The sequence below is a fragment of the Streptomyces chisholmiae genome (assembly GCF_031845445.1).
Taxonomy (GTDB): Bacteria; Actinomycetota; Actinomycetes; order Streptomycetales; family Streptomycetaceae; genus Streptomyces; species Streptomyces chisholmiae.
The window spans coordinates 76,874-103,163 of record NZ_JAVREO010000005.1 but is presented as its reverse complement, the minus strand read 5'-3'; the positions used below and the strand labels follow the sequence as shown (position 1 = coordinate 103,163).

The window sequence follows — 26,290 nt, the reverse complement described above, 5'->3', positions numbered from 1 at the left end:
GTGACGGTGGGGCGGGTGGGGTCAGGGAGGGTAGGGGTGGGGACGACAAGGGCAGGTCGGTGGTGCGGGGGTGGTCGGTGGTGACGGAAGCCGCGGGTCAGACGGCCTTCCCCGGATTGAGGATGCCCAGCGGATCGAGGGCCGCTTTCAGCCGGCGTTGCAGCGCGACCCCCTCGGCGCTCAACTCGGCTTCCAGCCAGGGGCGTTTGAGTACCCCCACTCCATGTTCCCCCGTGATGGTGCCGGCCAGTCCGAGCGCCAGGCGGAAGATCCCGTCCACCGTCTCGCGCACCGCCGCCGGGTCCTGACCGCCGGCCAGCACGATGGGGTGGATGTTGCCGTCGCCGGCGTGCGCGAAGGTGAAGACCGGCACCCCGGTGCGGTCGGCCAGCGCGGTCAGGCCGCGGGCCGCCTCGGCGAGCCGGGAGCGGGGCACCGCGATGTCCTCGATCAGCACCCGGCCGAGCCGTTCGATCGCCGGCAGGGCGGCCCGGCGGGTGGCCAACAGCCGCTCGGCGGTGGCCGGTTCGGCGGTCGCCTCGACGCGGGTCGCGGTGCGCCGCAGCACGGCGGCCACCGCCTCGATCTCGGCCTCCGCGGCGAAGCCGTCGGTCTGGGCCAGCACGAAGCTCTGCCCGCCGGCGGCCACCGCGCCGCCGGCCCGGTCGATCGCGGCCAGGGTGGCCGCGTCGAGGAACTCCAGGACGCTGGGCCGCAGTCCGGCGTCCAGTACGGCCGCGCAGGCCGCCGCGGCCGCCTCGGGGGAGGCGAAGTAGGCGGCGGCGGTGCCGGTCCTGGGCGGCAGCGGGTGCAGCCGCAGGGTGGCGCCGACCACCACGGCCAGGGTGCCCTCGGAGCCGGTGAGCAGCGAGGTCAGGTCGTAGCCGGCGACGCCCTTGACGGTGCGGCGGCCGGTGCGCAGCCGGCTGCCGTCGGCCAGCACCACGTCGAGGCCGAGCACCGCGTCCCTGGTCACGCCGTACTTGACGCAGTGCAGGCCGCCGGCGTTGGTGGCGATGTTCCCGCCGATGGTGGCGGACTCGGCGCTGGCCGGGTCGGGGGCGTAGCGCAGGCCCAGGGCGCGGGCGGCCCGGTCGAGTTCGGCGGTGAGCACGCCGGGTTCCACCTCGGCCAGCCCGTCCTCGGGACGGATCGCCAGGACGCGGTCCAGCCCGCCGAGGTCCAGCACCACGGTCCCGGCGCCGGCGGTGGCGCCGCCGGCCAGCCCGGTGCCGGCGCCCCTGGGCACCACCGGCACCCGGTGGGCGGTGGCCCAGCGCAGGGTGGCGACCACGTCGTCGACGGTGCCGGCCCGCACCACCGCCAGCGGCAGCCCGTCGGGGCGGTGGCCGGAGCGGTCGGTGGCCAGCCTGGCCCGGTCGGCCGGGTCGGTCAGCAGCGCGCCCGGGCCGGTGGCGCGGGCCAGCGCGGCCAACGGGGCCGCCGGGGCTGTCGGGGCCGGCCGGGCCTCGGGGGTCGGCGGGTGCGCGGTGGGGCCCGTCACGCGTCGGCCCGGGTGGCGTCCTCGACCAACGGGGGCAGTTCGGCGCCGAGCCGGAGCCGTTCCAGGAACAGCACCAGGGTGGCGGCGACCGAGCGGTGGGTGACGTCGTTGAGGATGTCGTGCCGCCCGTCCCGCACGGTGACGACCGAGGTGGCGCCCAACTCCCGGTAGCGCGGCAGGGCTTCGGCCGGCGGGCTGATCCGGTCGGCGCCGCCGTGCAGCGCGAGCAGCGGCAGGCCCAGGGGCGTGGTGTCGGCCGGCGGCCGCTCGGCGTCGGCCGGGCCGGCGAGGGCCATCTCGCGGCTGAGCACCAGCCGGTGGTTGGGGCAGGCGGTGCGCGCGGCCAGCGCCTCCTCCTCGGTGCCGGCGGCCGGCTCGGCCGGCGCGCGGGTCGGCAGCCCGGCCAGCACCACCCCGTCCACGGCCCCGGCGTGCCGCCTGGCCAGCCGCAGCGCGCGGGGCGCGCCGGTGTCGACGCCGACCAGCACCAGCGGCCGGGGCGTCTCCTGGTCGGCGAGCGCGGTGGCCAGCGCGTCGGCGGCCGCCGCCTCGGCGTGCCCGGTGGTCGCCGGGACGGCCACCACCCGGTAGGCGTCGGCGGCCAGTCGGGTGCCGAAGCGCTGGTAGATGGCGGCGCTCTCGCCCCGGCCGGCGAGCAGGACCAGGGTGCCGCGCGGGGCGATGCCGGCCGGCTCCCGCCAGACGCGGGGGGCGGGCGCGGGCTGTTGGGCGGTGGTCATGAGGGGGTGCTTCCTGTCGTGGTGGGCCGCGGACGGTCCGGGGCGGTGGGGTGGTCGGCGCCGTTCGGGGTGAACAGCTTGACGAGCGCGGCGAGTTCGGCGACGGTCCGGGTGCCGGGCGGTTCGCCGGCCAGTGCGGAAGCGCCGAGGAGGTGTTGGAGCGCCTCGTTGACCGGGGTCGGTACCCCGTGCAGGCGGCCGAGCAGGACGATCTCGCCGTTGAGGAAGTCGACCTCGCTGGAGGCGCCGCGGGCGAAGCTCTGCCAGGTGGACTGCTGCCCCGGCTGGTAGCCGGCGCCCGGCACCACGGCGACCTCGGCCGGGTCGAAGGTCCGCTCGGTCGCCGGGTCGGCCGGCGTGTAGCCGGCGGCGGCCAGCGCGGCGCCGGCCTCGGCCGCGGCCCGCCGGCCGAGCGCCGCCAACTCGGCCGGCTCGCCGGCCAGTACCTCGACGGCGTTGGTCACGTTGTGGCGCAGCTTCCACGCCTTCCACCGGGCGATCTGCGGGACGGTCTGGGCCAGCCAGCCGGCGGCCGTGGCGGCGGTCACGAACGCCTCGGCCGCCGGGGCCGGCGGGCCGGGCGGCGCCGGGTGCGGCAGGCCGCCGACGAACAGCTGGCCCGTGCGCGGCGCGGCGCCGGTCAGCACCTCGCCCGGCACCAGGTGGCGGGCCGGGACCAGCACGGTGCCGCCGAGCACGGTGCGGAAGAAGCGTGCCGCCTCGCGTTCCGCGTCCAGCCCGTTCTGCAGGGTGAGCAGCGGGAGTCGGGCGGCGGTGCCGGCCGGCCGGCCGTCCTCGGTGACCGGGCGCCAGGCCCAGTCGGCGAGGGTGGCCCTGGCGTCCTGCGTCTTGACCGCGAGCACCAGCACGTCGTCGGTGGTCAGTGCGGCCTCCTCGGGGCCGGCCACCACGGGCAGCCGCACCGCGCGCCGGCCGGCCGGGGTGATCCTGAGCAGCCCGCGTTCCCTGACGGCGGCCAGCGTCGCGCCCCGGGCGACCAACAGCACGGGCACGCCGGCCAGGTGCAGGTCGGCGGCGAGCGCGCCGCCCACGGCGCCGGCGCCGATCACGACATAGCGGGTCACGCGGTCCTCCTGACGTGCGGCCCCACCGAGTGGGGGGCGGGGGGTGCGACGGGGGCGGGCCCGGGCTCGGGAGGAGCCGTGGCGCTCCCGGGCTCGGGGGGCGGCGCGGTGTTCTCGACCGGCAGGCCCAAATGCCCGGCCAGCGTCTCGGCGCGGTACTCGGCCGGGTAGCCGCCGGCGGCCGTCAGCAGCGGCACCACCTGGTCGACGAAGCGTGCCACGCCGTCGGGTTGCAGCGGCAGCAGCAGGTTGAAGCCGGCCACGCCGCGCCGGAACCAGCCGAGCAGCCGGTCGGCGATCTGGGCCGGGGTGCCGTGCAGATGGGTCTGGATGTTGCCGAAGCCGCCGGCGTGCAGCCGGTCCGCGATCTGCCGGACGGTCAGCCCCTCGCGCTCGCCCAGGGTGCGGGCCAGCCCGGCGAGGCTGGCGCCGGACAACGGGTCGGCGTCGGCCGGCAGCAGGTCCGGCGGCAGCGGGCCGTCCGGGTCGAGGCCGGTCAGGTCGGCGCCGAGCACCGGGCCGAGCCAGCGCAGCGGGTCGACCGTGCCGCGCTGGACCGCGTCCAGCCGGTCGGCCAACCGGTGCGCCTCGGCGGTGGTTTCGGCCACGTAGGGGATGACGCCCGGCAGCACCAGCGGCGGCCGGCGGCCCCGGCGGGCGGCGCGGGACCGCAGGTCGGCGTCGAGCGCCTGGGCGTCGGCGATGCCGTAGCCGCCGGCGTAGACCACGTCGGCGTGCCGGGCGGCCAGCTCCCGGCCCCGGGCCGAGCCGCCGGCCTGCACCACCAGCGGCCGTCCTGGCACGCCCGCCGGGGCCCGCGCCCAGCGGGCCCGGACGGTGTCCAGGAAGGCCCCGGCGTTGGCGTACCGCCGCCCGTGGTCGGGCTGGCTGGCCAGGCCGAAGTTGGCGGCGATCCGGTCACCGGCCGAGGCCACCGCGTTGATGGCGGCCCGGCCGCCGCTGAGGGTGTGCAGCGACCAGGCCCGGTCGGCGACGGTGGCCGGGTCGTTGTAGGTGGTGGAGACGGTGCCGATCAGGCCGATCCGCTCGGTGCCGGTGGCGAGGGCGGCCAGCAGCCCGAAGGGTTCGAAGCGGTGCGGCACGCCCCGCTCGTCGCCGCCCAGCGCCGGGGAGTCGGCGAGGAAGACCGCGTCGAACCGGCCGGCCTCGGCGAGTTGGGCGACGTGGACGAAGTGCTCGGGGTCCAGCTCGGCGCCCGGCACGCTGGCCGGGTGGGTCCAGGCGGCGGTGTGCCGGCCGACGCCGCTGAGGTTGAGGCTCAGGTGCAGCCGGCGGGTCGGGTCGATGGCGGTCATCGGGCGGCCTCCTGGGCGGGGACGGGCGCCGGCCGGGGCGCGTCGTCCGGCCAGGTGCGGAGCGGACCGCCGGGCGGGCGGGGCAGGTTGAGGACGCCGGCCACCCGGTGGTGGGTGCCGAGGTAGCCGTGCGGGGCGAGGCCGGCGGCGTCGAAGTAGCGGCCGGTGGCCCGGTCGGCGACGATCGCCGTGCGCGGGAAGCTGTCCAGCAGGGCCCGGACGGCGGCCACGTAGTCGGCCCAACGGGCCGCGTCCACCGACGCGTTGGCGGTGTCGGTCGGGTGGGCCAGCAGCACCCGGTCGGGGCCGAGGTAGGCGAGGGTGCCCAGGATCCGGGCCGCGTTGTAGGGCGCCACCCGGTCCGGGTCGAGCGGCACCACCACCCGGAGCGTGCGGGTGGCCCGCAGCACGGCGGCGGCCAGCGTGCTGGCCTCCACCGGCGCCGGGCCGGGGCCGGTCGCCGGGCCCGGCAGCAGCAGGGTGGTGACGCCGCGCCGCTCGGCGGCGGTGACGGCGGCCCGCAGCGCCGGCCAGGCGTACCCGGCGGGGCCGGCGTTCGCCAGCAACTCGGCCAGGGTGACGGCCCGTTCAGCCGGGGGCGGGGCCGGGGACGGGGACGGGGGCGGGGCCTGCTGGGGCGTGGTCATGGTGCGGTCTCCGACTCGGTCGCTGCCGGTGGTGGGCTGGTGGGCTCGGGGGACGCGCCGGGCGCGGGCGGGGACGTCTGGGGCGTGGCGCCGGGAACGTCGGGGAAGGGGGCGGCGACGGAGGCCAGCAGCTCCCGGGTGTACGGGTGGCCCGGCCGCTCGAACAGCTCCTCGGCCGGCCCGTGCTCCAGCACGCCGCCGCGCCGCATCACCAGCACCTCGTCGGAGATCTGCCGGACCACCGCCAGGTCGTGCGAGATGAAGACGTAGGCCACGCCCAACTCCCGCTGGAGCCGCGTCAGCAGGTCCAGGATCTGGGCCTGGACGGTCACGTCCAGCGCCGACACCGGCTCGTCGCAGACCACCACCTCGGGCCGCAGCACCAGCGCCCGGGCGATCGCCACCCGTTGCCGCTGCCCGCCGGACAGCTCCCGGGGGCGGCGGTCGGCCAGCTCGGCCGGCAGCGCCACCGCCGCCAGGGTCTCCGCGACCCGGGTCGCCTGTTCCCGCCGGTCGCCGATCCGGTGCGCGCGCAGCGGCTCGGCGATGATCCGGGCCACGGTGTACCGGGGGTCGAGCGAGGCGTACGGGTTCTGCTGCACGATCTGCAAACGGCGTCGGGCGGCGCGCAGCCCGGCGCCGCGCAGTGTGGTCAGCTCGGTGCCGTCCAGCTCGACGCTGCCCGCGTCGGGCCGCTCCAGGCCCAGCAGGATGCGGGCGGTGGTGGACTTCCCCGAGCCGGACTCGCCGAGCACCCCCAGGGTGCGGCCCCGCGCCAGGTCGAAGCCGACCTGGTCGACGGCGCGCAGCCGGCTGCCGTCGGCGGCCCGCCCGAACTCCTTGACCAGGCCGCGTACCCGCAGCAGCGGCGCCTCGGCCGGCGCCGGCGCCCGGTCGGTCGCGGTGACCAGCCGGCGCCCGCGCAGGCTGGGGGTGTCGGCCAGCAGCGCCCGGGTGTAGGGGTGGCGCGGGGCGGTGACCAGCTCCCGGGCCGGCCCCTGCTCGACCAGCCGGCCGTCCCGCAACACCACGATGCGGTCGGCGCGTTCGGCGGCCATCGCCAGGTCGTGGGTGATCAGCAGCAGCGCGATGCCGTGCTCGGCGCGCAGCGCCGCCAGATGGTCCAGGACCCGGCGGCTGACCGTGGCGTCCAGCGCGCTGGTCGGCTCGTCGGCGATCAGCAGCCGGGGGCCGGCGGCCAACGCGGTGGCGATCAGCACCCGTTGCCGCATCCCGCCGGACAGCTCATGCGGGAACTGCCGGGCCCGCAGCTCCGGCCGGTCGATGCCGACCCGGGCCAGCAGCTCGACGGCCCGGTCCAGCGCGGCCCGGCGGCCGGCCAGCCGGTGCACGCGCAGCGTCTCGGCGACCTGCCGGCCGACCCGGGTGGTCGGGTTGAGCGAGCTGCCCGGGTCCTGCGGCACCAGCGCGATCTCGGCGCCGCGCAGCCGGCGCAGCCCGGCCGGGGACAGCCCGAGCACGTCCCGCCCGGCGAAGCCGACCCGCCCGCCGAGCACCCGGGCGTTGGCCGGCAGCATGCCGTTGACGGCGTGCGCGGTGGTGCTCTTGCCCGAGCCGGACTCGCCGACGACGGCGACGGTCTCCCCGGCGTGCACGGTGAGGCTCAGCCCGCGCACCGCGAGGCGCTCCGTGCCGCCGACCCGGTAGCCGACGGTCAGGTCCTCGATCTCCAACAGCGGTTCGTGCGCGGACCGTTCGGGCCCGGTGGCGGTGGTGGTGGGCTCGGTGCCGAGCGTGGGCGCGTTCATCGGGTGGTCCCCCCGGTGTCGAGCCAGCGGGAGACCCGGTTGGTGGCCAGCACGGTGGCGGCGATCACCAGGCTGGGCAGCAGCGCCACCCACCAGGCGGTGGCCAGGTAGTCCCGGCCCTCGCTGACGATCTTGCCCCACTCGGGGGTTGGCGGCGGTTCGCCGTAGCCGAGGAAGCTCAGCGCGGAGACCGACAGGATCGCGGTGCCGAACTCCAGGGTGGAGAGCACCAGCGCCGGGCCGATCGCGTGCGGCAGCACGTGCCGGGCCAGCACCGCCGGGCGGCGCACGCCGAGCACGGTGGCCGCCTCCACGAACGGTTCGGCGCGCACCCGCAGCGCCTCGGCCCGGGTGATCCGGGCGAACGAGGCGACCGAGGCGATGCCCACGGCGATCGCCACGTGGGTGATGCCGAAGCCCAGCGCGGCGACGATCGCCAACGACAGCAGCAGCGACGGCACCGCCAGCAGGATGTCGACCAGCCGCATCAGCACGGTGTCCACCAGCCCGCCGACGAACCCGGAGACCAGGCCGATCAGCGAGCCGACGCCGAACGCGATGCCGACGGCGATCAGCGGCGCGCGCAGCGACAGGCCGGCACCGTGCACCACCCGGGCGAACACGTCCCGGCCCAGCTGGTCGGTGCCGAACCAGTGGGCGCCGCTGGGTGGTTGCAGCTTGTTGAGCACGTCGTCGCTGGTCGGCGAGTGCGTGGTGAGCAGCCCGGGCGCGAAGGCGGCCAGTACCGCCAGGGCCAGCACGGCGAACGCCAGCAGCACCCCGGGCCCGGGCCGGCGGCGCGCCGGGTGCCGGCCGGGGCCGGTCGCCGGAGCCGCGCCGGGGAGCGCGACCCCGGCGGCGACGGTCTCGGTGGTGGTCATCGCGGGGCCTCCGTAAGGGTGACGCGGCGGTCGAGCAGCGGATAGGCGAGGTCGACGAGCAGGTTGACGACGACGAAGACCAGCGCGGAGAGCAGCACCACGCCCTGCACCACCGGCAGGTCCTGCCGGGTGACCGCGTCGGCGGTGAGTCGGCCGATCCCCTCGCGGGAGAAGACGGTCTCGGTCACCACCGCGCCGCCCAGCAGGTTCCCCACCACCACGGCGGTCGCCGTCAGGGTGGGGCCCGAGGCGTTGCGGGTGGCGTGCGCCAGGTGCAGCCGTAGCCGGCCGGCGCCCTTGGCGACCGCGGTGTCCACATAGCCCTGGGCCAGCACCTCGCGCAGGCCGCGGTGGAAGACCTGTGCCACGGTGGCGGTCACCGGCAGCGCCAGGGTGATCGCCGGCAGCACCAGGTTCTGGAAGCCGTCGGTGCCGCCGGACGGCAGCGCCCGCCACTGGAAGGCCACCACCTGGATCAGCACCAGGCCCACCGCGAAGGTGGGGAAGGAGATGCCCAGCGGCGGCAGGGTCAGCAGCGTCTCGCGCACCCACCGGTTGCCCGCGTGGGCCGCCACGCTGCCCAGCAGCAGCCCGGCGGTCACCCCGAACAGCAGGGCCAGGCCGGCGAGTTGGGCGGTGTGCGGGAGCGCGCTGCCGAGCATGGACAGCACCGGGGAGCCGGTGTGCAGGCTGGTGCCCAGATCACCGCCGAGCAGCCCGCCCAACTGCCGCAGGTACTGCTGGAGCAGCGGGTCGTCGTAGCCGTGCTCGGCGCGCAGCGCGGCCACCTCGTCCGGGCTGAGCGCCGCCTCCCCGGCGCCGGAGAGCTTGATGGACAGCGCGTCGCTGGGCAGCACGGACAGCAGCACGAAGGCGAGCGTGAAGGTACCCAGCAGCACCAGCACCGCCTGGAGGCCGCGCGAGGCGAGGTACTTCGCCATGATCGGGTCCTCGGTCCTTGGGGTCGAGAGCGGGCGGGGGCGGTTCGGTGGCGGGCGGTTCGTTCCGGTGCTGCCGGCCGGGACCGGTGTGGTCCCGGCCGGCAGCCGGCGGCTACTCGGCCAGCCACACGTCGTAGAGGCTCAGCCGCGAGCTGGCCTCGAAGTGGAAGCCCTGGACGCTGTCCCGGTGCGTCATCACGCCGGCCAACTCGTAGAGCGGGATGGCGTATCCCTGGTCCACCAGCTCCTGGGTGGCCTCGGCGATCAGCCGCTGCCGGCGCTCCGGGTCGGCCTCGCCTGACTGCCGCTGGAGCAGCTCGTCCACCGGCCTGGCCGCCTCGGCCCGGTTCTGGTTGCGCCCGGTGAACCCGAAGACCGCCCGGGCGGAGTCCGCCTCGGCCCGGTGGAACGGCGAGTACCAGAGGTCCCAGTCGCCGCTGGACTCCGCCTCGGCGAGTTCGGCGGGCGCGACCAGCCGGATCCGGAGGTCCACGCCGATCTCCCGCAGCTGGGACTGGACCAGCTCCATCATCGGGCTGGCCTGCCGCCCGGCGTGGTAGAGCGCCACCAACTCAAGGCGCTGCCCGTCCCGTTCGCGGATGCCGTCGGCGCCGGGCTCCCAACCGGCCTCGGACAGCAGCCGCTCGGCCTCATCCGGGTCGTGGGCGATGCCGTCCAGCGGCTCGAAGAACGGCGTGGCCGAGGTGATCACGTTCCGCGCCACCTGGTCGTACTCGGTGAAGACGCCGGCGACGATCTCCTCCCGGTCCACGCCGAGTTGGATCGCCCGGCGGACGTTCAGCTCGCCGGTCAGCGGGCGTTCCAGGTTGGGGATCAGGTTGACGCCGACGCCCGGGTAGGGGCGGCCGACCACGCCGAAGCCGTTGCCCTCGAAGCTGGGCACGTCCTCGGTGAGCGGGATGGTGTCCACGTGCAGCTCGCCGTTGCGCAGCTGCCCGGCGCGGACCCCGGCCTCCGGGACCACCTCGAAGGAGACGCCCTCCACATACGCCTCGCCGCTGTGCTCCAGCACCGGGGAGGCCCAGTCGTAGCCGTCCCTGCGGTCCAGGGTGATCCGCTGGTCCGGCTGGTAGGAGTCGATGACGAACGGCCCGGCGGCGGTCAGGTCGCCGGCGCACCGCTGCTCCGGGGTCAGCTCCAGGGTGGCCGGCGCCAGGATGCCCAGCGTGATGGTGGCGGTGCCCTGGAGGAACTGCACGTTGGGGTGGTCGAAGGAGACGGTGACGGTCCCCTCGTCCAGCACCTCGGAGCCGGCGTAACCGTCCAGGTAGGTGGAGGCCAACGGGGTCACGCCCGGGCCGAGTTCGGCGATGGTGTCGAAGTTCGCGGCGACCGCGGCGGCGTCCAGCGGGGTGCCGTCGCTGAAGGTCACGCCGGGGCGCAGGTGGAAGGTGTAGGCGGTGGCGTCGTCCGACACCTCCCAGGACTCGGCCAGCCAGGGGGTGATCTCGCCGGTCTCCGGGTCCTGGTCGGTGAGCGAGTCGGCGATCTGCCGGGCCACGAAAATGGTCACGTTGGACGAGTTCTGGTGCGGGTCGACGCAGGCCACGCTCGTGTTGAGGCCGACGGCCAGGGTGCCGCCCGGCCGTGGCTCGCCGGCGTCGCCGCCCGCGCCGCCGGCCTCCGCCCCGCCGCAGGCGGTGGCGAGCAGCGCCAGCGGCAGGGCGGCGGCGACGGCGGCCAGCCGGCGGGGCCGGCGCGGGCTGGCGGTGCGGGGCGCGGCGCCGGGGGGAGGGGGAGCGGGGGCCGGGGACGGGGAGTGCGTGGGCATGGGCGTTTCCTTGGGGGTGCGGGCGCGGCCGGGCCGGGCTCAGCGGGTGGCGGCGGCCGCCGGCCGGGCGGCGTCGGTGGGGGGCTCGGTGGTGGCGGTCACGGGCGGGACGGCCTCGTTCGGAGCGGTGGGGGCGGTCGGGGACGCCTCGGTCGCGGCGGGCTCGGTGGCGAACGGCGAGCCGGGCGGTGGCACCGGCGGCCCGGCGGGCGGCCGGGACTCGCCCCGCTCCCGCGCGGCCAACTCCTGCCGGACCAGGGGCAGCACGTAACGGCCGTAGTCGATGGCGTCGTTGAGGTTGTCGTAGCCGCGGATGGAGATCAGCTCGGCGCCCAGGTCGACGTAGTCGAGGATGGCGGCGGCCACCGTCTCCGGCGTGCCGACCAGCGCGGTCGACGCGCCCCGCGCGTTGGTCGCGGTGGCGGTCGGCGTCCACAGCGCCCGGTCGTGCAGCTCGCCCCGGTCGGCGATGTCCAACAGCCGCCGCGAGCCGACGTTCTGCGGCCGACCGGCGGCCCGCGGCCAGCGGGCGGTGGCGTCCTCGGCGCCCGGGCGGCGCAGCGCGGCGAGCACCCGGTGCGCCTTCTCCCAGGCGAGTTCCTCGGTGGGGGCGATGATCGGGCGGAAGGTCACCCAGATCCGGGGGCGGTCGGTGCGGCCGGCGCGTTCGGCCTCCCGGTACACGGCGTCGATCTGTGTCCTGGTCTCGGCCAGCGGCTCGCCCCACAGGCCGAAGATGTCGCCGAGTGCCCCGCCCACCCGGTAGGCCTCCGGCGATGAGCCGCCGACCGACACCGGGATGGTGCCGGCCAGTGGCCGGTACTCGGCGCGGAAGTCCTCGAAGGCGTAGTGCTCCCCGGCGTGGTCGAACGGCTCGGCCGAGGTCCACACGCGGCGCAGGATCTCGATGAACTCGGCGGAGCGCGCGTAGCGTCGGGCCTTCGGTAGCCGGTCGCCCTCGCGGGCCTGCTCGTGGTCGTCGCCGCCGGAGATGATGTGCACGGCGGCCCGGCCGCCGCTGAGCTGGTCGAGGGTGGCCAGCGCCTTGGCGGCGACCGTCGGGTAGAGGGTGTTGGGGCGCAGCGCGATGAGCGGGCGGACCCGCTCGGTGTGCTGGGCGATGGTGGCGCCCACGGTGAACGGGTCGTAGCCGGCCGAGCCGTAGGGCAGCAGCGTGTAGTCGAAGCCGTACTCGTCCAGGGCGCGGGCGTAGCGCCGCAGGAAGCCCGGGTCGATGCCCTGGCCGGGGCGGGGGTGGAGTTCGGTGGAGTCGTTCACATAGCTGGCGCTGATGAACTGGACGGTCATCGCGGGGCTCCTGTCGCTTCGTCGGGGCGGGTGGCGGGGTCGGCCGGGTCGGTGGGGTACGCCGGGTCGGCCGGGCCGGCCGGCGCGGGGGCGGGTCCGGTGGCGATCGGGCGGTTGGGGTCGCCGGCCCAGGCCGACCAGGAGCCGGGGAAGAGCGCGGCCTCGAAGCCGGCCACCGCGAGCGCCGCCACGGTGTGCGCCGCGGTCACCCCCGAGCCGCAGTAGGCGGCCACCCGCTGGTCCCGGCGGACCCCCAACGCGGCGAAGTGGGCGGCGAGTTCGGTGGCCGGGCGGAAGCGGCCGGCGGGGTCGAGGTGGTCGCTGGCCGGGGCGCTCAGCGCGCCGGGGATGTGGCCGGCCCTGGGGTCGACCGGCTCCTCCTCGCCGCGGTAGCGGGCCGCGGCCCGGGCGTCCAGCAGCACGCCGGTGGCCGGCAGCGCCGCCGCCTGGTCGGCGTCCAGCACCGGCCGGTGGCCGTAGGCCAGCGTCACGTCGCCGGCCGGTGGTGCCGGCTCCGCGCCGATGGCCACCGGCAGCCCGGCGGCCACCCAGGCGGCGAACGCCCCGTCCAGGATGCGGACATCGGTGATCCCGGCGTGGCTCAGCAGCCACCAGGCACGGGCCGCGGCCAGCCCGCCCGAGTCGTCGTAGACCACCACCGTCTCGCCGTCCCGCAGGCCCCAACGGCGGGCGTCGGCCTGGAGTCGGGCGACCGGCGGCAGCGGGTGCCGGCCCTCGGCCGGGGTGCCGGGGGCGGACAGTTCGCGCTCCAGGTCCACGTGGACGGCGCCGGGCAGGTGGCCGGCGAGATAGCCGGGCCGGCCGTCCGGCTCGGCCAGCGACCAGCGAACGTCCAGTATGTGGACGCCGGGGCCGGCGGCCAGCAGCGCGGCGAGCGAACGCGGCGCGACGAGAGGGGACATGGGAGGGCTCCAGAGACAGGGGTGCCCACCGGCCGGGCCTGGTGGCGGGCGCGGCGGGGCACGGCGCCGGGCGCGCCTCGGCCAACGGGGACGGCACGAGCCGGCGGCCGGCGGGCGGCGGCGAACAGCGGGGGAAGCGACGGGGAAGGTCGACGCGCGGGGTGCGCGGGTGTCAGGCGGGCGGCCGACGACCGCCGGGCGGCGTCGGGGCGGTGGTCACGGAACCGGGGGAGACCCGGGCCGGATCAACAGGCCGGACAGGGGCGGGCCGGACATCGCGGCGCGGCGACCGCGCAGCACGGCGCGCCGGTCGGCGGCTGGCCGGTGGCGGGTCCTTCGCTGCGTGTCATGGCAGCCACCCTAAGGCCGGCTTCCGGAAACCGTCCAACATCGATATCCGATGGCGAACCATCGGCGGTGGCGATGGAACGGGCCGGGCCCCCGGTCAGCCGCCGTCCCCCGTGGGCCGCCGGCCGACCTCGTCGGGGACGGCGACCCGGGCCGGGGCCAGCTCGGCGAAGAACCGTTCCATGGCGGCCAGCGCCGCCGCCTCCAGGTCGATGTCCAGGCCCCGGCGGGCCGTCAGGTGCACCGCGGCCAGGCCCAGGCCCGGCAGGTCGTCGCGGGCCACCAGCCCCGGCAACTCCCGTCCGGCGGACGGGAGTACGGCGACGCCGAGGCCGGCTCGGGCGGCGCCCATCACGCCTTCCAGGCTGGTCGACTCGGCGACCACGGAGACGGTGTGGCCGGCCTCCGCCAGCTCGTGCAGGGCCCGCTGTCGCATCCCGCAGGGCTCGACATAGGCGACCAGCGGCCAGCTGTCCGCGCCGCTCGGCGGCTGCCAGTCGGGGGCCGCGTACCAGGCCAGCGGGAGCGACCCCACCCGGCGGCCCGGGGTGTCCGGGGTGGTGCTCAGGATCACAGCGAGATCGATGGCGCCCTGGGCGACCGCCTCGGTCATCCGGGTCGAGCGGTCGATCTGGAACTGCACCTCGTGGTGCGGGAACGCGGCCCGCAGGCTGGCCAGCACGCCGGGCAGCACCTGGTCGGCCGCCGTCTCCGCCGAGCCGATGACCACCCGCGACTGGCTGGCGGCGTCCAGCCGGGCCAGCGCCTGGTCGTGCACGGACAGGATGCGGCGGGCCTCGACCAGCAGCCGCTCCCCGGCGTCGGTGAACCGGCTGCGCCGACCGTCCCTGGTGACCAGGTCGGTGTGCAACCGCTTCTCCAGCAGCCGGACGTGCTGGCTGACCGTGGACTGGCTCAGGTGCAGTGCGGCGGCGGCGCGGCCGAAGCCCCCGCAGTCGGCGATGGCGACGAAGCTGCGGAGTTGCACCAGGTCAAGGGAGTCGGCCACGTCGCCGATGGTAGGCGGGCGGCCGGGTCGGCGAGAAGGCCGAGCCCGGCATGCGGACTTCGGAGGCATCGGTTCCGTCCATTATGTGGACGTCATGATCAGAATGTGAGCTGTGCCCTTGACGGGCGCCGCCGACTGACCCAAGGTGCTCCTCATGCAGCCGCTTCTCACGTTGCGCCGGCACGTCGACCTGGGACGTGTCACCTCCGCCTCCTGTCGCCGCTGACCCTCGGCCGCCCGCCGGGTCGCCGCGCCGCCCCGCCCGCGACCCGTTCGCGCCGCCAAGCCGCGCCCGCACCGCCCGGCCAGCCGCGCCCCGCCGCCGGCCGCCACGCGCCCCAGGCCGCCCGCGCTGACTCGCCCAACCCACCCCTGGCCCACGCCAGTTCACCGACACGCCCGCCGCCCCGCCGTACCGCGGGGCGGCGCGGCCCGGTGCGCCGGCCGCTGGCCGCTGCCGCCGTGCCGGAACGCCCGGCCCCGGCGCGCCCTCCCGGAAGGAACCCCGCGTCGTGCCCCTCCCACGTCCCGCCAGCCCACGGGCGAGAACCGCCGTCACCGCGCTCACCGTGGCCGTCGCCGTCACGCTGACCGGCTGCGGCGCCGGCTCCGAAGGCGGTGCCGGTGCCGGCACGGCCGCCGCCGGCGAACCGGTCGCCGGCGGCACCCTCCGCTACGCCTTCACCGAGGCCCCCGACTGCGTGGACCCCAGGCAGCGCCCCCAGCTCAACTCCCGCACCGTCGGCCGGCAACTCGCCGACGCGCTCACCGAACAGGACCCGGCCACCGGCGAGCTGCTGCCCTGGCTGGCCACCGACTGGACGGTCAACGACGACGTCACCGCCTTCACCTTCACCCTGCGCGAGGACGTCACCTTCAGCGACGGCGCGCCCTTCAACGCCGAGGCGGTCAAGGCCAACTTCGACGCCGTCATCGAACTCGGCGCGCTCGCCCCGCAGGCCGGCAGCTTCCTCGCCGGCTACGAACAGACCGTCGTGGACGACGAGTTCACCGTCACCGTCGAGTTCGCCGAGCCCAACGCGCAGTTCCTCCAGGCCACCGCGACCCAGTCCCTGGTGCAGCTCTCGCCCGACTCGCTCGGCAACGAGCCGGCCGCCCTCTGCCTCGGCGAGTTCGCCGCCTCCGGGCCGTTCACCCTGGCCGCCTTCACCCCCGAGTCCTCCGTGGAGCTGACCCGGCGCGACGACTACGCCTGGGCCTCGCCGCTCGCCGAGAACCAGGGCGCCGCGCACGTGGAACGGGTGGTGCTGGAGGGCGTGCCCGAGGACAGCGTCCGCCAGGGCAGCCTCACCAGCGACCAGGTGGACGTCATCGAGTCCGTACCGGCCGCCGGGCAGCAGCAGCTGGCCGCCGACGAGCGGTACGTGGTGGACAGCGTGGTGCTGCCGGCCATCGCCATCCCCTACATCCCGCTCGTCCACAGCCCCAAGCTGCAACACCCCGACACCCGGCGCGCCCTCGGCCTCGCCCTGGACCGGGAGGCCATCGTCGCGGCCGTCTTCAACGGCGTCAGCGAGCCCGCCACCGGCGTGCTGACCTCCACCAACCCCGGCCACGTCGACCAGTCCGACCTGGTCAGGTACGACCCCGAGGCGGCCGCCGAACTGCTCGACGGCGCCGGCTGGGACACCGTCGGCGAGGACGGCATACGCCAGAACGCCGACGGCGAACGGCTCAGCCTCACCATCACCTACCAGAGCGGCAACCGGCAGTCCGAGCAGCAGCACGAACTCGCCCAGCAGCAGTGGGCCGAGGTCGGCATCGAGCTGGTCCTCGACCCGATCGCCACCTGGCCCGACGTCACCATGGACGAGTACCCGGGGGACCTCGCCACCTGGAGCCAGACGCGCGCCGACGTGGACGTGATCCGGCTGGTCTACTCCTCGTTCCACCCCGAGATGAGCATGCTCTACAACCACCCCGACGAGGAGCTGGACGAGCTGCTCAACTCCCTCCAGACCACGGTGGACGCCGCCGAGCGCCAGGAGATCGCCGAGCTCGCGCAGCGCCGGATCATCGAACAGGGCTACTCCGTGCCGGTGTTGGACCGGGTCTCCGCCTACGGTCACGCGAGCGCGGTCGGCGGCTTCCACACCGACATCGAGGGCAAGCCACTCCTCAACGAGGTCTGGCTCGCCTCGTGACCCGGTACGTGCTGGTCCGCGTCGTCAACGGCGTCTTCGTGCTGTGGGCGGCGCTGACCGTGTCCTTCCTCGTGCTGCACCTGGTGCCCGGCGACCCGGTCTCGGTGATGCTGCGCGGCGCGGGCGGCGAGGGCTCGGCGGTGGACCGGGCCGCCGCCGACGAGCTGCGCGCCGAACTCGGCCTGGACCAGCCGGTGTACCGGCAGTACCTGGAGTTCGTGGCCAACGCGGCCCGGCTGGAGTTCGGCACCTCCTTCCGCAGCGGCGACGAGGTCACCGCCGTGCTCGGCCGGGCACTGCCCGCCACCCTGGAACTGGCCGCCGCCGCCCTGCTGTTGACGCTGGTCATCGGCGTCGCGGCGGCGGTGGCCGGCAGCCTGCTGCCCACCGCGCCGCTACGCTCCGCGGTGCTGTCGGCCACCGTGCTCGGCAACGCCCTGCCCAGCTTCTGGACCGGCATCCTGCTGCTCCAGGTCTTCTCCTTCGGACTCGGCTGGTTCCCCGCCTTCGGCGCCGGCACCATCGACCAACTCGTGCTGCCCGCCGTCGCGTTGGCGCTGCCCGGCATCGGGCTGCTGGCCCAGGTGCTGGGCCGGAGCCTGCGCACCGCGCTCGCCGAGCCCTATGTGCGCACCGCCCGCGCCAAGGGCGCCAGCCGGCTGCGGGCGGTGACCGCGCACGCCCTGCGGAACGCGGCCATCCCGGCGATGACCCTCTTCGGACTGATGATCGGCGGCATCGTCGCCGGGGCCGTGGTCACCGAGACCGTCTTCGCCCGCGAGGGCATCGGCCGGCTGACCGCCCTGTCCATCGGCGCCCACGACTTCCCGGTGATCCGCGCCCTGGTCTTCCTGGCCGGCGCGCTCTACGTGGTGGTCAACCTGGCCGTCGACCTGATCTACCCCAAGGTCGATCCCCGGATCGTCCTGCGGGCCGCCTGAGACGGGAAGAACCGTGGCCGACCCCTCCCACACCGCCCTCGACACCGCCCCGACCATCCTCGACAAGCCCCCGCCACCGGCCGGGCCCGCCGCCACGCCGGCGCCGCCCGACCGGCCGGCCGGCGTGCCGCGCCGGCTGCTCCGCCGGCCGCTGCTGCTGGCCGCCGTGCTCTACCTGCTGCTGGTCGCCGGCTGGGCGCTGTTCCCCTCGCTGTTCACCGGGCGGGACCCGCTGCTCACCGACGCCGCCCGTGGGCTCGCCGAACCGGGCGCCGAGCACTGGTTCGGCACCGACAACCTGGGCCGTGACCTCTACGCCAGGGTGGTGCACGGCACCCGGATCTCGCTGGTGGCCGGGCTGCTGGCGGTGGCGCTCTCGCTGACCGTCGGCGCGCTGCTCGGCCTGCTCGCCGGCTACCTCGGCGGCTGGCTGGACCAGCTCCTGATGCGGCTGGTCGAGGTCCTGGTGGTGATCCCCGGGCTGCTGCTCTCCCTGGCCGTGGTCTCCATCCTGGGCTTCGGCACCACCAACGTGGCGATCGCCGTGGGCGTCGCCGGCATCCCCGGCTTCGCCCGGGTGGTGCGGGCCGAGGTGCTGCGCATCCGCACCAGCACCTACGTCCGGGCGGCCGTCACCAGCGGGCAGCGCACCCCGGCGATCCTGCTGCGGCACGTGCTGCCCAACGCGGCCCCGCCGGTGCTGGTGCTGGCCGCGCTGGACATCGGCGGCGCGGTGCTCTCCGTGGCCGCCCTCAGCTTCCTCGGCTTCGGCGCCGCGCCACCGGCGCCGGAGCTGGGGGCGCTGGTCGCCCAGGGCCGGGACTACGTTTCCACCGCCTGGTGGCTGACCACCTTCCCCGGCCTGGTCATCGCCCTGATCGTGCTCGCCACCAGCCGCGTCGCCCGCGCGCTGGAGCGCTCCGGAGTTCCCACATGACGGCACACCTGACCAGACCCGCATCCCTGACGACCGGTTCGGACCACCCGAGGAGCGACGCGGAGCCGCTGCTGCGGATCGAGAACCTCCGGGTCGACTACCGGACCAGGCGCGGCACCGTGCCCGCGGTGCGCGGCGCCGACCTCACCGTGCCCGCCGGGCAGACGCTCGCGCTGGTCGGCGAGTCGGGCTCGGGCAAGTCCACCGTCGGGCTGGCCGCGCTCGGCCTGCTGCCCGCGGCGGCGGGCACCGTCACCGGCTCGGTGCGGCTGGCCGGCCGCGAGCTGCTCGGCCGGCCCGACCGGGAGCTGTCCCGGGTGCGCGGCCGGGAGATCGGCTTCGTCCCGCAGGACCCCACCGCCTCGCTCAACCCGGTCCAGCGGGTCGGCGCCCAGGTCGCCGAGGCGCTGCGGGTGCACGGGCTGGCCACCGGCGCCGCGTCGGCCAGGCGTCGCGCCGAGGAACTGCTCGGCGAGGCCGGGCTGCCCGAACCGGCCCGCACCGCCGACCGGTTCCCGCACGAGCTGTCCGGCGGGATGTGCCAGCGGGTGCTGATCGCCGTCGCGCTGGCCGCCGGCCCCCGGCTGCTGATCGCCGACGAGCCGACCAGCGCGCTGGACGTCACCGTGCAGCGCCACATCCTGGACCTGCTCGGTCGGCTCACCGCCGAGACCGGCGCCGGGCTGCTGCTGATCACCCACGACCTGGCGGTGGCCGGCGAACGCGCCGGGCACGTCGCCGTGATGTCCGAGGGGCGGGTGGTGGAGGACGGGCCGAGCGCCGAGGTGATCGGCGCGCCCCGGCACCCCTACACCCGCGAACTGGTCGCCGCCGCGCCCTCGATGACCGCGCCACCGGCGCCACCGGCCCCGGCCGACGCCGAACCGCTGCTGACCGTAGAGGAGTTGCGCCGCGAGTTCACCGTCAGGACCGCGAACGGCTCCCGGGAGCGGGTCGTCGCGGTGGACTCGGTCAGCTTCACCGTGCCGCGCGGCGGCTCGCTGGGCATCGTCGGCGAGTCCGGCTCCGGCAAGTCCACCACGGCCGAGCTGCTGCTGCGGCTGGACCGCCCGGACGCGGGCCGGGTGCTGCTGGACGGCGTCGACCTGGCCACCGCGTCGCGTGGCGAGCTGCGCCGGCTGCGTCGCGACATCCAGCCGGTCTTCCAGGACTCCTACGGCTCCCTCGACCCCACCTTCACCGTCGCCCAGGCCATCGCGGAGCCGCTGCGCGCCTTCGGCGTGCGGGGCCGCGCGGCCCGGGTCGCCGAACTGCTGGAGCTGGTCCGGCTGCCGGCCGCCGTCCGGCACCGGCGGGCCGCCGAACTCTCCGGCGGTCAGCGCCAACGGGTGTGCATCGCGCGCGCGTTGGCACTCACCCCGCGGCTGCTGGTACTGGACGAGCCGGTCTCGGCGCTGGACGTGTCGGTGCAGGCCCGGGTCCTGGACCTGCTCGCCGAGCTGCGCCGGGAGTTGGGGCTCAGCTACGTGTTCATCTCACACGACCTGGCGGTGGTCCGGCAGGTCTGCGACCAGGTGCTGGTGATGCGGCACGGCAGGGTCGTGGAACGCGGGCCGGTGGCCGAGGTGTTCGCCCGGCCGACCCACCCGTACACCGAGGAGCTGCTGGCCGCGATCCCCGGCGCCCGCGGCCCCCTCACCCCGGCCGGCGCCGAGCCGGCCACCCCCTGACGACGGAGGACCCGATGCCCGAGACACCCGTCACCGACGCGGGGTTCCTGGCCGACTGGCGGCGCTGGCGGGCGGCCCGGGAGGCGGCGCTGCGCGATCCGCACGGCTTCCTGGCCGTCACCGGACTGCACTGGCTGACCCCGGAGCCGACCCGCTACCCGGACGCACCCGGCAGCTGGTGGGCCGACGAGGAACACGGCGTGCTGGTGGAGTTGACCGACGGGGAGGAGCTGCGGCTGGCCGGCCGGCGCCGCACCGGCCGGCTGGTCGTCGGCCGGCTCGAAGCAGGCCCGTGGCGGGCCGCCTTCGGCGCGGCACTCCTCGAAGTCGCCGTGCGGGGCGGCCAGTTCCTGCTGCGCCCGCGGCACCCCGACCACCCGGCCCGCACGGGCTACGCCGGGACCCCGACCCACCGGCCCGACCCGGCCTGGGTCAGGCCGGGCCGGTTCCTGCCGTTCGCCGAGCCACGCGCGGTGACCGTGCCGGCGGTGCTGCCCGGGCTGGAGCACGTCTACCAGGCGCCGGGCCAGGTGGAGTTCGAACTGGGCGGCGCGCGGCACCGGTTGACCGCGTTCAACGGTGCCGGAGCGGGGCTGACGGTGCTCTTCACCGATACCACCTCGGGGGCGAGCGGCCACCGGCCCGGCCGGGTGCTCGCGCTGCCGGCGCCGGCCGATGACGGCCGGCTGACCGTGGACCTCAACCGGGCGACCAACCCGCCGTGCGCCTACACCGAGTTCGCCACCTGCCCGCTGCCGCCGCCGGAGAACCGGCTGCCGGTCGCCGTCGCGGCGGGCGAGCGGCCGCCTGGGTGACCCCGGCGGCCGACCGGCGGCCCCCGCTCAGACCTCGCGCGGGCTGCCGGTCAACACCACGCGCCCGCTGATCTGTTGCGGGTTGATCAGCAGGTTGTAGATCGGGCACTCGCGCTCCACGGCCTCGTGCAGCTCCCTGATCCGCTCTTCGGTCGCCGGCGAGGTCACCCGCACCGTGTAGCCGATCTGGTGCGGGTAGACCGGGACCTGCTCGAAGCCCGACTTCCCGGCCCGTGGGTCGTGCACCCCCTCGACCTCGACCTCCAGCGCGTCCAGCGGCACCCGCAGCCGGGCCGCCTGGATCAGGAAGACATGGGTGAGGCAGCTGGAGAGCACGCCCAGCTGGATCTCCGGCGAGGAGGGCCCGAGGTCGTAGCCGGCGAAGTCCAGCGGCGAGTCGCTGATGATCTGGTGGTGCCGGATCCGGACGCGCCGCACCCCGCTGCGGGACTCGGCGGTGGTCTGGGCGCGCAGCTTGTGCGGCAGGATGCCGGGACTGGTCTTGGCCCGTTCCTCCCGGGCCAGCAGGGCGGCCCGTTTCACCTCCAGGTAGGGGCGCAGGCCGGGCTGGGGGTCGTCGGCCGTGGCCAACAGCTCCTCGCCCGGCGGGACCTCGGTCGCGGGCTGCCGGGAATTCTTCTGGGTGCGTTGGGCCGTGCTCATGCGGAATGCGTCTCCAGTGCTCGGGCGTGCCGGTGGGGCGCGGGTGCGCCGGCGGCGGGGAACGGCTTCTGCGGGCGGTTCCGGGGAATTCCGGCGGGGTTGGCCGGCGTGCCACCGATACGGGGTGACCTGCGTGGACGGACGAAATTCCGGGCGGGTTTCGCCCGTTCTCCGGGAATCGACGTTAGACAGCGCCATTTCCCCTCGTCAACCCGTTCCCTTCGGTTTTCGGCGACGATGAGATCGCCGGATTGCCGTTTTGTTTCCCGCCGTTGCGGTGGATGGCCGCGCGTTTCCGCCGGGTGTTCCGGAACGCTGTCGAGGTGGCCTTTCTCACGCCCTTTCCACCGGGGTCGGGGCCGGGGCCGGGTCGGCCTGGGCCGCGTAGTGGGCGGCGATCTCGTCGCTGGTGGTCAGCCAGACGTCCGGGTGCCCGGCCAGGTGCGCCAGCACCTCGTCGAGGTAGCGGGCGCGGAACGCCTGCCCGATGACGAACGGGTGCAGCGCCAGCGGCAGCACCCGGCCGCTGGTGGCGGACTCGGCGTGCAGCCGGGCCAGTTGGTCCTTGACGACCCGGACGAAGTCGGGGCCGCTGGCGTGCCCGCCGACGAAGAGCGTGATGTCGTTCAGCTCGACCGAGTAGGGCACCCCGAGCATCCCCGGCACCCGCAGCGGGTACGGCTGGTCGTCGTTGGTCCAGTCGAGCACGTAGGACAGGCCCAGTTCGGCGAGGAGCGCGGGGGTGTGGAAGCTCTCGGTCAGGGCCGGGCCGAGCCAGCCGCGCGGCCGGCGGCCGGTGGTCCGCTCGATGTCGGCCACCACCTCGGTGAGGTAGCGTCGCTCCTCGTCGATCGCCAGGTCGGCCTGGAAGGTGGAGTTGTTCCGGCCGTGCGCGACCCAGGCCCAGTCCCGCTCGACCCCGGCCCGAACGATCGCCGGATAGCGCTCGCCCGCCTCGGAGTTGAGCATCACGCTGGCCCGGACGCCGTGCCGGTCGAGGCTCTCCAGCACCCGCCAGAAGCCGACCCGGGGGCCGTAGTCGCGCCAGCCGTAGTTGAGCGGGTCGGGCACCAGCCGCGCCGTGTCGGGGAAGATGCTGGTGGCCGGGCGGTCCACCCGGTAGTGCTCGATGTTCAGCGCCAGGTAGCAGGCCACCCGGGCGCCGCCGGGCCACCGCAGTGGCGGGCGTTCGACGATCGGGCTGTAGTCGTAGAGCCGCTGGTGGGCGGGGGTCTCGACGGTGTCGGCGGTGGGGCGGATGGGCATCGGGGCGGTCCGTTCCTCGGGGGTGGCTGTCGCCCGGCCATCCTGGAACCCTCACACTCGTGTGAAGGTAAAGCCATGTCGTCGTGAGGTGGATCACATGCGTATCGGGGAGCTGGCGGAGCGCACCGGGATCTCCCGCCGACTGCTGCGCTACTACGAGGAACAGGGGCTGATCACCCCGGCCCGGTGCGCCAACGGCTACCGGGCCTACTCCGAGGAGTTCGTCGACCGGGTCCAGCAGATCCGCGGACTGCTCGACGCGGGGCTGCCCACCCGGATCATCCGGCAGATCCTGCCCTGCCTGAACCGCCCCCGGGACATCCACTTCTCCGAGGCCACCCCGGAGATGCTCGCCCTGCTGGAGCGCGAACGGGACGCCATGGCCCGCCGGATCGCGCTGCTGACCCGCAACCACGACGCGATCGGCGACTACCTGGCCGCCGTCCGGGACCGCTGACCGGCCCCCGCCCCGACCAGCCGTTCCACCCCGCCGGCCCCCCTCGCCGGCCACCGGGGACGCCCTGGCGGAGCCCCCGTGCTCGCCTACCATCGGGAGAGCACACGTCTCCCGGGCCAGGTCCCCGGACGGTGGCACCAAGGGGGGCGGTGCGCCAGGTTTCCGTACCGAGCGACCGACGTGAAGGATTCCACGACCATGCCGACCGAGACGTTCGAGTTCCAGGTAGAGGCGCGCCAGCTTCTCCAGATGATGATCCACTCGATCTACTCGAACAAGGATGTGTTTCTGCGCGAGTTGATCTCCAACGCCTCCGACGCGTTGGACAAGCTGCGCATCGAGGCCCTGCGGGACGACTCGCTCAACGCCGATGTCGACGACCTCCACATCGAGATCGAGACCGACCAGGAGGCCCGCACCCTCACCGTGCGGGACAACGGCATCGGGATGTCGCGGGACGAGGTGGTCCGGCTCATCGGCACCATCGCGAAGTCGGGGACGGCGGAGCTGCTGGCCAAGCTCCAGGAGGCCAAGGACGCCTCCTCGGCCGAGGGGCTCATCGGGCAGTTCGGCGTCGGCTTCTACGCCAGCTTCATGGTCGCCGACGAGGTCACCCTGGTGACCCGCGCCGCCGGCGAGACCGAGGGCACCCGCTGGACCTCGACCGGCGAGGGCGGCTACACCGTCGAGACGGTGGCCGACCCGCCGCAGGGCACCGCCGTCACCCTCCGGCTGAAGCCGGAGGACACCGAGGACCAGCTCTTCGACTACGTCTCCCCGTGGAAGATCCGGGAGATCGTCAAGCGGTACTCCGACTTCATCACCTGGCCGATCCGGATGGCCGTCGAGCGGCCCGCGCCCGCCCCGGCCCAGGAGGCCGAGGACGCGGAGGGCGCGGAGGGCGCGGACGACGCCGCGGCCGCCGAGCAGGCCCCGCCGGAGCCGGAGACGCTCAACTCCATGAAGGCCCTCTGGGCCAGGTCGCGGGACGAGGTCAGCGACGAGGAGTACCACGAGCTGTACAAGCACATCAGCCACGACTGGACGGACCCGCTGGAGACCATCCAGCTGCGCGCCGAGGGCACCTTCGAGTACCAGTCGCTGCTGTTCATCCCGTCGCACGCGCCCCACGACCTGTTCTCCCAGGCCAACAAGCGCGGCGTGCAGCTCTATGTGAAGCGCGTCTTCATCATGGAGGACTGCGAGGCGCTCGTCCCCGACTACCTGCGCTTCGTCAAGGGCGTGGTGGACGCGCAGGACCTGTCGCTGAACGTCTCCCGGGAGATCCTCCAGCAGGACCGGCAGATCCAGCTGATGCGCCGCCGGCTGGTGAAGAAGGTGCTCTCCACCATCAAGGAGATGATGACCAAGCGCGAGGAGAACTACGCCACCTTCTGGCGGGAGTTCGGCCGCGTCGTCAAGGAGGGCCTGCTCAACGACTACGACAACCGCGACGCCATCCTGAAGGTCTGCTCCTTCGCCACCACCCGGGACAAGGAGAAGCTGACCACCCTCCAGGAGTACGTGGAGCGGATGAAGGACGGGCAGCAGCACATCTACTACATGACCGGCGAGTCCCGCACCGCCGTGGAGAACTCCCCGCACCTGGAGGCGTTCCAGGCCAGGGGCCTTGAGGTGCTCATCCTCACCGACCCGGTCGACGAGGTGTGGGTCGGCTCGGTGCCGGAGTTCGACGGCAAGCAGCTGCGGTCCATCGCCCAGGGCGAGGCCGAGCTGGAGTCGGAGGAGGAGACCGGCGAGGAGACCAAGGCCGAACGGGAGCGCCAGCAGGCCGAGTTCGCCGAGCTGCTGGGCTGGCTGACCGAGCGGCTGAAGGACGAGGTCAAGGAGGTCAGGCTCTCCAGCCGGCTGACCGTCTCCCCGGCCTGCGTGGTCACCGACGCCGGCGACGTGACCCCGGCGTTGCAGAACCTCTACCGGGCCATGGGGCAGGAGGTGCCGGAGAGCAAGCGCATCCTGGAGCTGAACCCGGACCACGGCCTGGTGACCGGGCTGCGGGCGGCGCACGCCAGCGACGCGACCGCCCCCGCCCTCGGCGAGACCGCCGAACTCCTCTACGGCATGGCCCTGTTGGCGGAGGGAAGCCAGCTGGGCGACCCGGCGCGGTTCGCCAAGCTGCTGGCCGAGCGGCTGGAGCGGACGCTCTGACCCCGCGCCGGTGCCCGCCAGCCCACCGCCGGCGGGCACCGGCCGAGCCGGCCGTGTTCGACTGCGAACGCGGCCCGCGCCCGCTCGGTCGCCGCGATGACCTCGTGACACTGTCCCGGCGCGCTGGCCCGGGGTCGCGTGCGATGCGGACGCAAAGGAATGGAACGCGACCAGGGGGGTAGCCGCGCGGCATGGGAACGGACGACCGACCGGGGGCCAGGCGCGCCCTGGGCCCGCTGCTGTGGTGGGCGGCGCCGAGCGTGCTGCTGCTGGCGGCCCTGACCCTCTGGGGGGTGCTGCGCTACCCCGACCTGCCCGACCGCGTCCCGCGGCACATCGGCCCCGGCGGGGTGGACGCCTGGACCGACCGGAGCGTCGGGGCCGCCTTCCTGCCGGTCTTCGTCTACGCGGGGCTCACCGTGCTGATGATCGGCTGCGCGCTGGCGGTGGCCAGGACCACCCCGCTGGACGAGCTGCCGCCGCCCGCCGACCGCTGGGCCGCCGCGGCCCGGGCCAGCACCAGCAACCGCCCGGCCGACGCGGCCTCGGTCCGCCGGACGGCCCGGGCGCTGCTGCTCACCAACGCCCTGCTGGGCCTGGCCTTCCTGCCGATGGCCTGGGTGCAGTGGCGCGCCGAGGAGACCGCCCACGTGCCGTGGGGGCTCACCGTCGCGCTGGTGGCGGCGCTGCTGGTCTCGCTGGCGCCGGTGCTGGTCGCCGCCTGGCGGGACGCCCAGCACAAGCGCGCCGCCCGCGCCCGGGCGCCCGCGGCCTGAACGGGGCGCCGGGCGCCGGCCGTTGGAACCGGGCGGCCGGGCCCGCGGGGTCCGCGCGGCCCGAACGCGTCGCCGCGCGACCGCCGTTGGCCCCTCCGCCGTTGGCTGGTCCGTCGTTGGCCGGTCCGTCGTGGGTTGCTCCGCCGT

General features: G+C 75.5%; 23 protein-coding genes. 9 read left to right on the top strand and 14 right to left on the bottom strand.

All coding sequences use genetic code 11. The features are described 5' to 3' along the window. Window positions 1-97: 97 nt before the first annotated feature. The 12 genes from RM844_RS10055 to RM844_RS10000 all read right to left on the bottom strand — a co-directional run bounded on the left by RM844_RS10055 (window position 98) and on the right by RM844_RS10000 (window position 14,263). Entirely contained in the window at window positions 98-1,504 is a 1,407-nt protein-coding gene (locus tag RM844_RS10055) for an FAD-binding oxidoreductase (protein ID WP_311666674.1), read from the bottom strand. Further along, complete coding sequence (locus RM844_RS10050; protein ID WP_311666673.1) at window positions 1,501-2,244, bottom strand: alpha/beta hydrolase; 744 nt, start codon at window positions 2,242-2,244, stop codon at window positions 1,501-1,503. Before RM844_RS10050 ends, RM844_RS10055 begins: the two co-directional genes overlap by 4 nt. Beyond that, window positions 2,241-3,329 carry a ketopantoate reductase family protein gene (locus tag RM844_RS10045; protein ID WP_311666672.1) on the bottom strand — a complete coding sequence of 363 codons (1,089 nt, stop codon included), beginning with the start codon at window positions 3,327-3,329 and terminating at the stop codon, window positions 2,241-2,243. Before RM844_RS10045 ends, RM844_RS10050 begins: the two co-directional genes overlap by 4 nt. Next, window positions 3,326-4,645, bottom strand: a complete 1,320-nt coding sequence (locus RM844_RS10040) for an LLM class flavin-dependent oxidoreductase (RefSeq protein WP_311666670.1) — start codon at window positions 4,643-4,645, stop codon at window positions 3,326-3,328. Before RM844_RS10040 ends, RM844_RS10045 begins: the two co-directional genes overlap by 4 nt. Then, window positions 4,642-5,292: an LLM class oxidoreductase gene (locus RM844_RS10035; RefSeq protein ID WP_311666669.1), complete on the bottom strand. Its 651-nt coding sequence runs from the start codon at window positions 5,290-5,292 to the stop codon at window positions 4,642-4,644. The genes RM844_RS10040 and RM844_RS10035 overlap by 4 nt, the downstream gene beginning before the upstream one ends. Beyond that, window positions 5,289-7,061 carry an ABC transporter ATP-binding protein gene (locus RM844_RS10030; protein ID WP_311666668.1) on the bottom strand — a complete coding sequence of 591 codons (1,773 nt, stop codon included), beginning with the start codon at window positions 7,059-7,061 and terminating at the stop codon, window positions 5,289-5,291. Before RM844_RS10030 ends, RM844_RS10035 begins: the two co-directional genes overlap by 4 nt. Next, the gene (locus RM844_RS10025; protein WP_311666667.1) at window positions 7,058-7,942 is read right to left on the bottom strand and encodes an ABC transporter permease; all 885 of its coding nucleotides are present in this window, start codon (window positions 7,940-7,942) and stop codon (window positions 7,058-7,060) included. The genes RM844_RS10030 and RM844_RS10025 overlap by 4 nt, the downstream gene beginning before the upstream one ends. After that, window positions 7,939-8,883 carry an ABC transporter permease gene (locus RM844_RS10020; protein WP_311666666.1) on the bottom strand — a complete coding sequence of 315 codons (945 nt, stop codon included), beginning with the start codon at window positions 8,881-8,883 and terminating at the stop codon, window positions 7,939-7,941. The genes RM844_RS10025 and RM844_RS10020 overlap by 4 nt, the downstream gene beginning before the upstream one ends. 112 nt (window positions 8,884-8,995) lie before the next feature. Next, window positions 8,996-10,675, bottom strand: coding sequence for an ABC transporter substrate-binding protein (locus tag RM844_RS10015; protein ID WP_311666665.1), 1,680 nt, complete (start codon window positions 10,673-10,675; stop codon window positions 8,996-8,998). Between the two features lie 39 nt (window positions 10,676-10,714). Next, entirely contained in the window at window positions 10,715-11,983 is a 1,269-nt protein-coding gene (locus RM844_RS10010) for an LLM class flavin-dependent oxidoreductase (protein WP_311666664.1), read from the bottom strand. Beyond that, entirely contained in the window at window positions 11,980-12,906 is a 927-nt protein-coding gene (locus RM844_RS10005; RefSeq protein ID WP_311666663.1) for a sulfurtransferase, read from the bottom strand. The genes RM844_RS10010 and RM844_RS10005 overlap by 4 nt, the downstream gene beginning before the upstream one ends. 445 nt (window positions 12,907-13,351) lie before the next feature. Continuing rightward, on the bottom strand, window positions 13,352-14,263 hold the full coding sequence (locus RM844_RS10000; protein ID WP_311666662.1) for a LysR family transcriptional regulator: 912 nt from the start codon (window positions 14,261-14,263) through the stop codon (window positions 13,352-13,354). 154 nt (window positions 14,264-14,417) lie between these two features. Here RM844_RS10000 and RM844_RS33520 point away from each other — a divergent pair, with 154 nt between their 5' ends. From RM844_RS33520 to RM844_RS09975, 6 genes are all read left to right on the top strand, one after another. Then, window positions 14,418-14,489, top strand: a complete 72-nt coding sequence (locus tag RM844_RS33520; protein ID WP_394814483.1) for a putative leader peptide — start codon at window positions 14,418-14,420, stop codon at window positions 14,487-14,489. A 286-nt stretch (window positions 14,490-14,775) separates the two neighbouring features. Beyond that, window positions 14,776-16,428 (top strand): ABC transporter substrate-binding protein, encoded by a 1,653-nt coding sequence (locus RM844_RS09995; RefSeq protein ID WP_311666661.1) that lies wholly within the window; start codon window positions 14,776-14,778, stop codon window positions 16,426-16,428. Beyond that, window positions 16,425-17,369, top strand: a complete 945-nt coding sequence (locus RM844_RS09990; RefSeq protein WP_311666660.1) for an ABC transporter permease — start codon at window positions 16,425-16,427, stop codon at window positions 17,367-17,369. Before RM844_RS09995 ends, RM844_RS09990 begins: the two co-directional genes overlap by 4 nt. 13 nt (window positions 17,370-17,382) lie before the next feature. Next, the gene (locus RM844_RS09985; RefSeq protein ID WP_311666659.1) at window positions 17,383-18,306 is read left to right on the top strand and encodes an ABC transporter permease; all 924 of its coding nucleotides are present in this window, start codon (window positions 17,383-17,385) and stop codon (window positions 18,304-18,306) included. Beyond that, entirely contained in the window at window positions 18,303-19,997 is a 1,695-nt protein-coding gene (locus tag RM844_RS09980; protein WP_311666658.1) for an ABC transporter ATP-binding protein, read from the top strand. The genes RM844_RS09985 and RM844_RS09980 overlap by 4 nt, the downstream gene beginning before the upstream one ends. A gap of 14 nt (window positions 19,998-20,011) precedes the next feature. Beyond that, window positions 20,012-20,812 (top strand): DUF1684 domain-containing protein, encoded by an 801-nt coding sequence (locus RM844_RS09975; protein WP_311666657.1) that lies wholly within the window; start codon window positions 20,012-20,014, stop codon window positions 20,810-20,812. Window positions 20,813-20,839: 27 nt separating this feature from the next. Here the strand turns inward: RM844_RS09975 and RM844_RS09970 are convergent, their stop codons facing one another. Next, window positions 20,840-21,475: an OsmC family protein gene (locus RM844_RS09970; RefSeq protein WP_311666656.1), complete on the bottom strand. Its 636-nt coding sequence runs from the start codon at window positions 21,473-21,475 to the stop codon at window positions 20,840-20,842. Window positions 21,476-21,808: 333 nt separating this feature from the next. After that, complete coding sequence (locus RM844_RS09965; RefSeq protein WP_311666655.1) at window positions 21,809-22,741, bottom strand: polysaccharide deacetylase family protein; 933 nt, start codon at window positions 22,739-22,741, stop codon at window positions 21,809-21,811. 97 nt (window positions 22,742-22,838) lie between these two features. Here RM844_RS09965 and RM844_RS09960 point away from each other — a divergent pair, with 97 nt between their 5' ends. The 3 genes from RM844_RS09960 (at window position 22,839) to RM844_RS09950 (ending at window position 26,143) form a co-directional block, all read left to right on the top strand. Next, a complete protein-coding gene (locus RM844_RS09960) occupies window positions 22,839-23,198 on the top strand; it encodes a MerR family transcriptional regulator (protein WP_311666654.1) in 360 nt (119 codons plus the stop codon). A gap of 198 nt (window positions 23,199-23,396) precedes the next feature. After that, window positions 23,397-25,367: a molecular chaperone HtpG gene (gene htpG / locus RM844_RS09955; RefSeq protein ID WP_311666653.1), complete on the top strand. Its 1,971-nt coding sequence runs from the start codon at window positions 23,397-23,399 to the stop codon at window positions 25,365-25,367. Window positions 25,368-25,558: 191 nt separating this feature from the next. Beyond that, window positions 25,559-26,143, top strand: coding sequence for a DUF1648 domain-containing protein (locus RM844_RS09950; RefSeq protein ID WP_311666652.1), 585 nt, complete (start codon window positions 25,559-25,561; stop codon window positions 26,141-26,143). The last annotated feature ends 147 nt before the right edge of the window (window positions 26,144-26,290 follow it).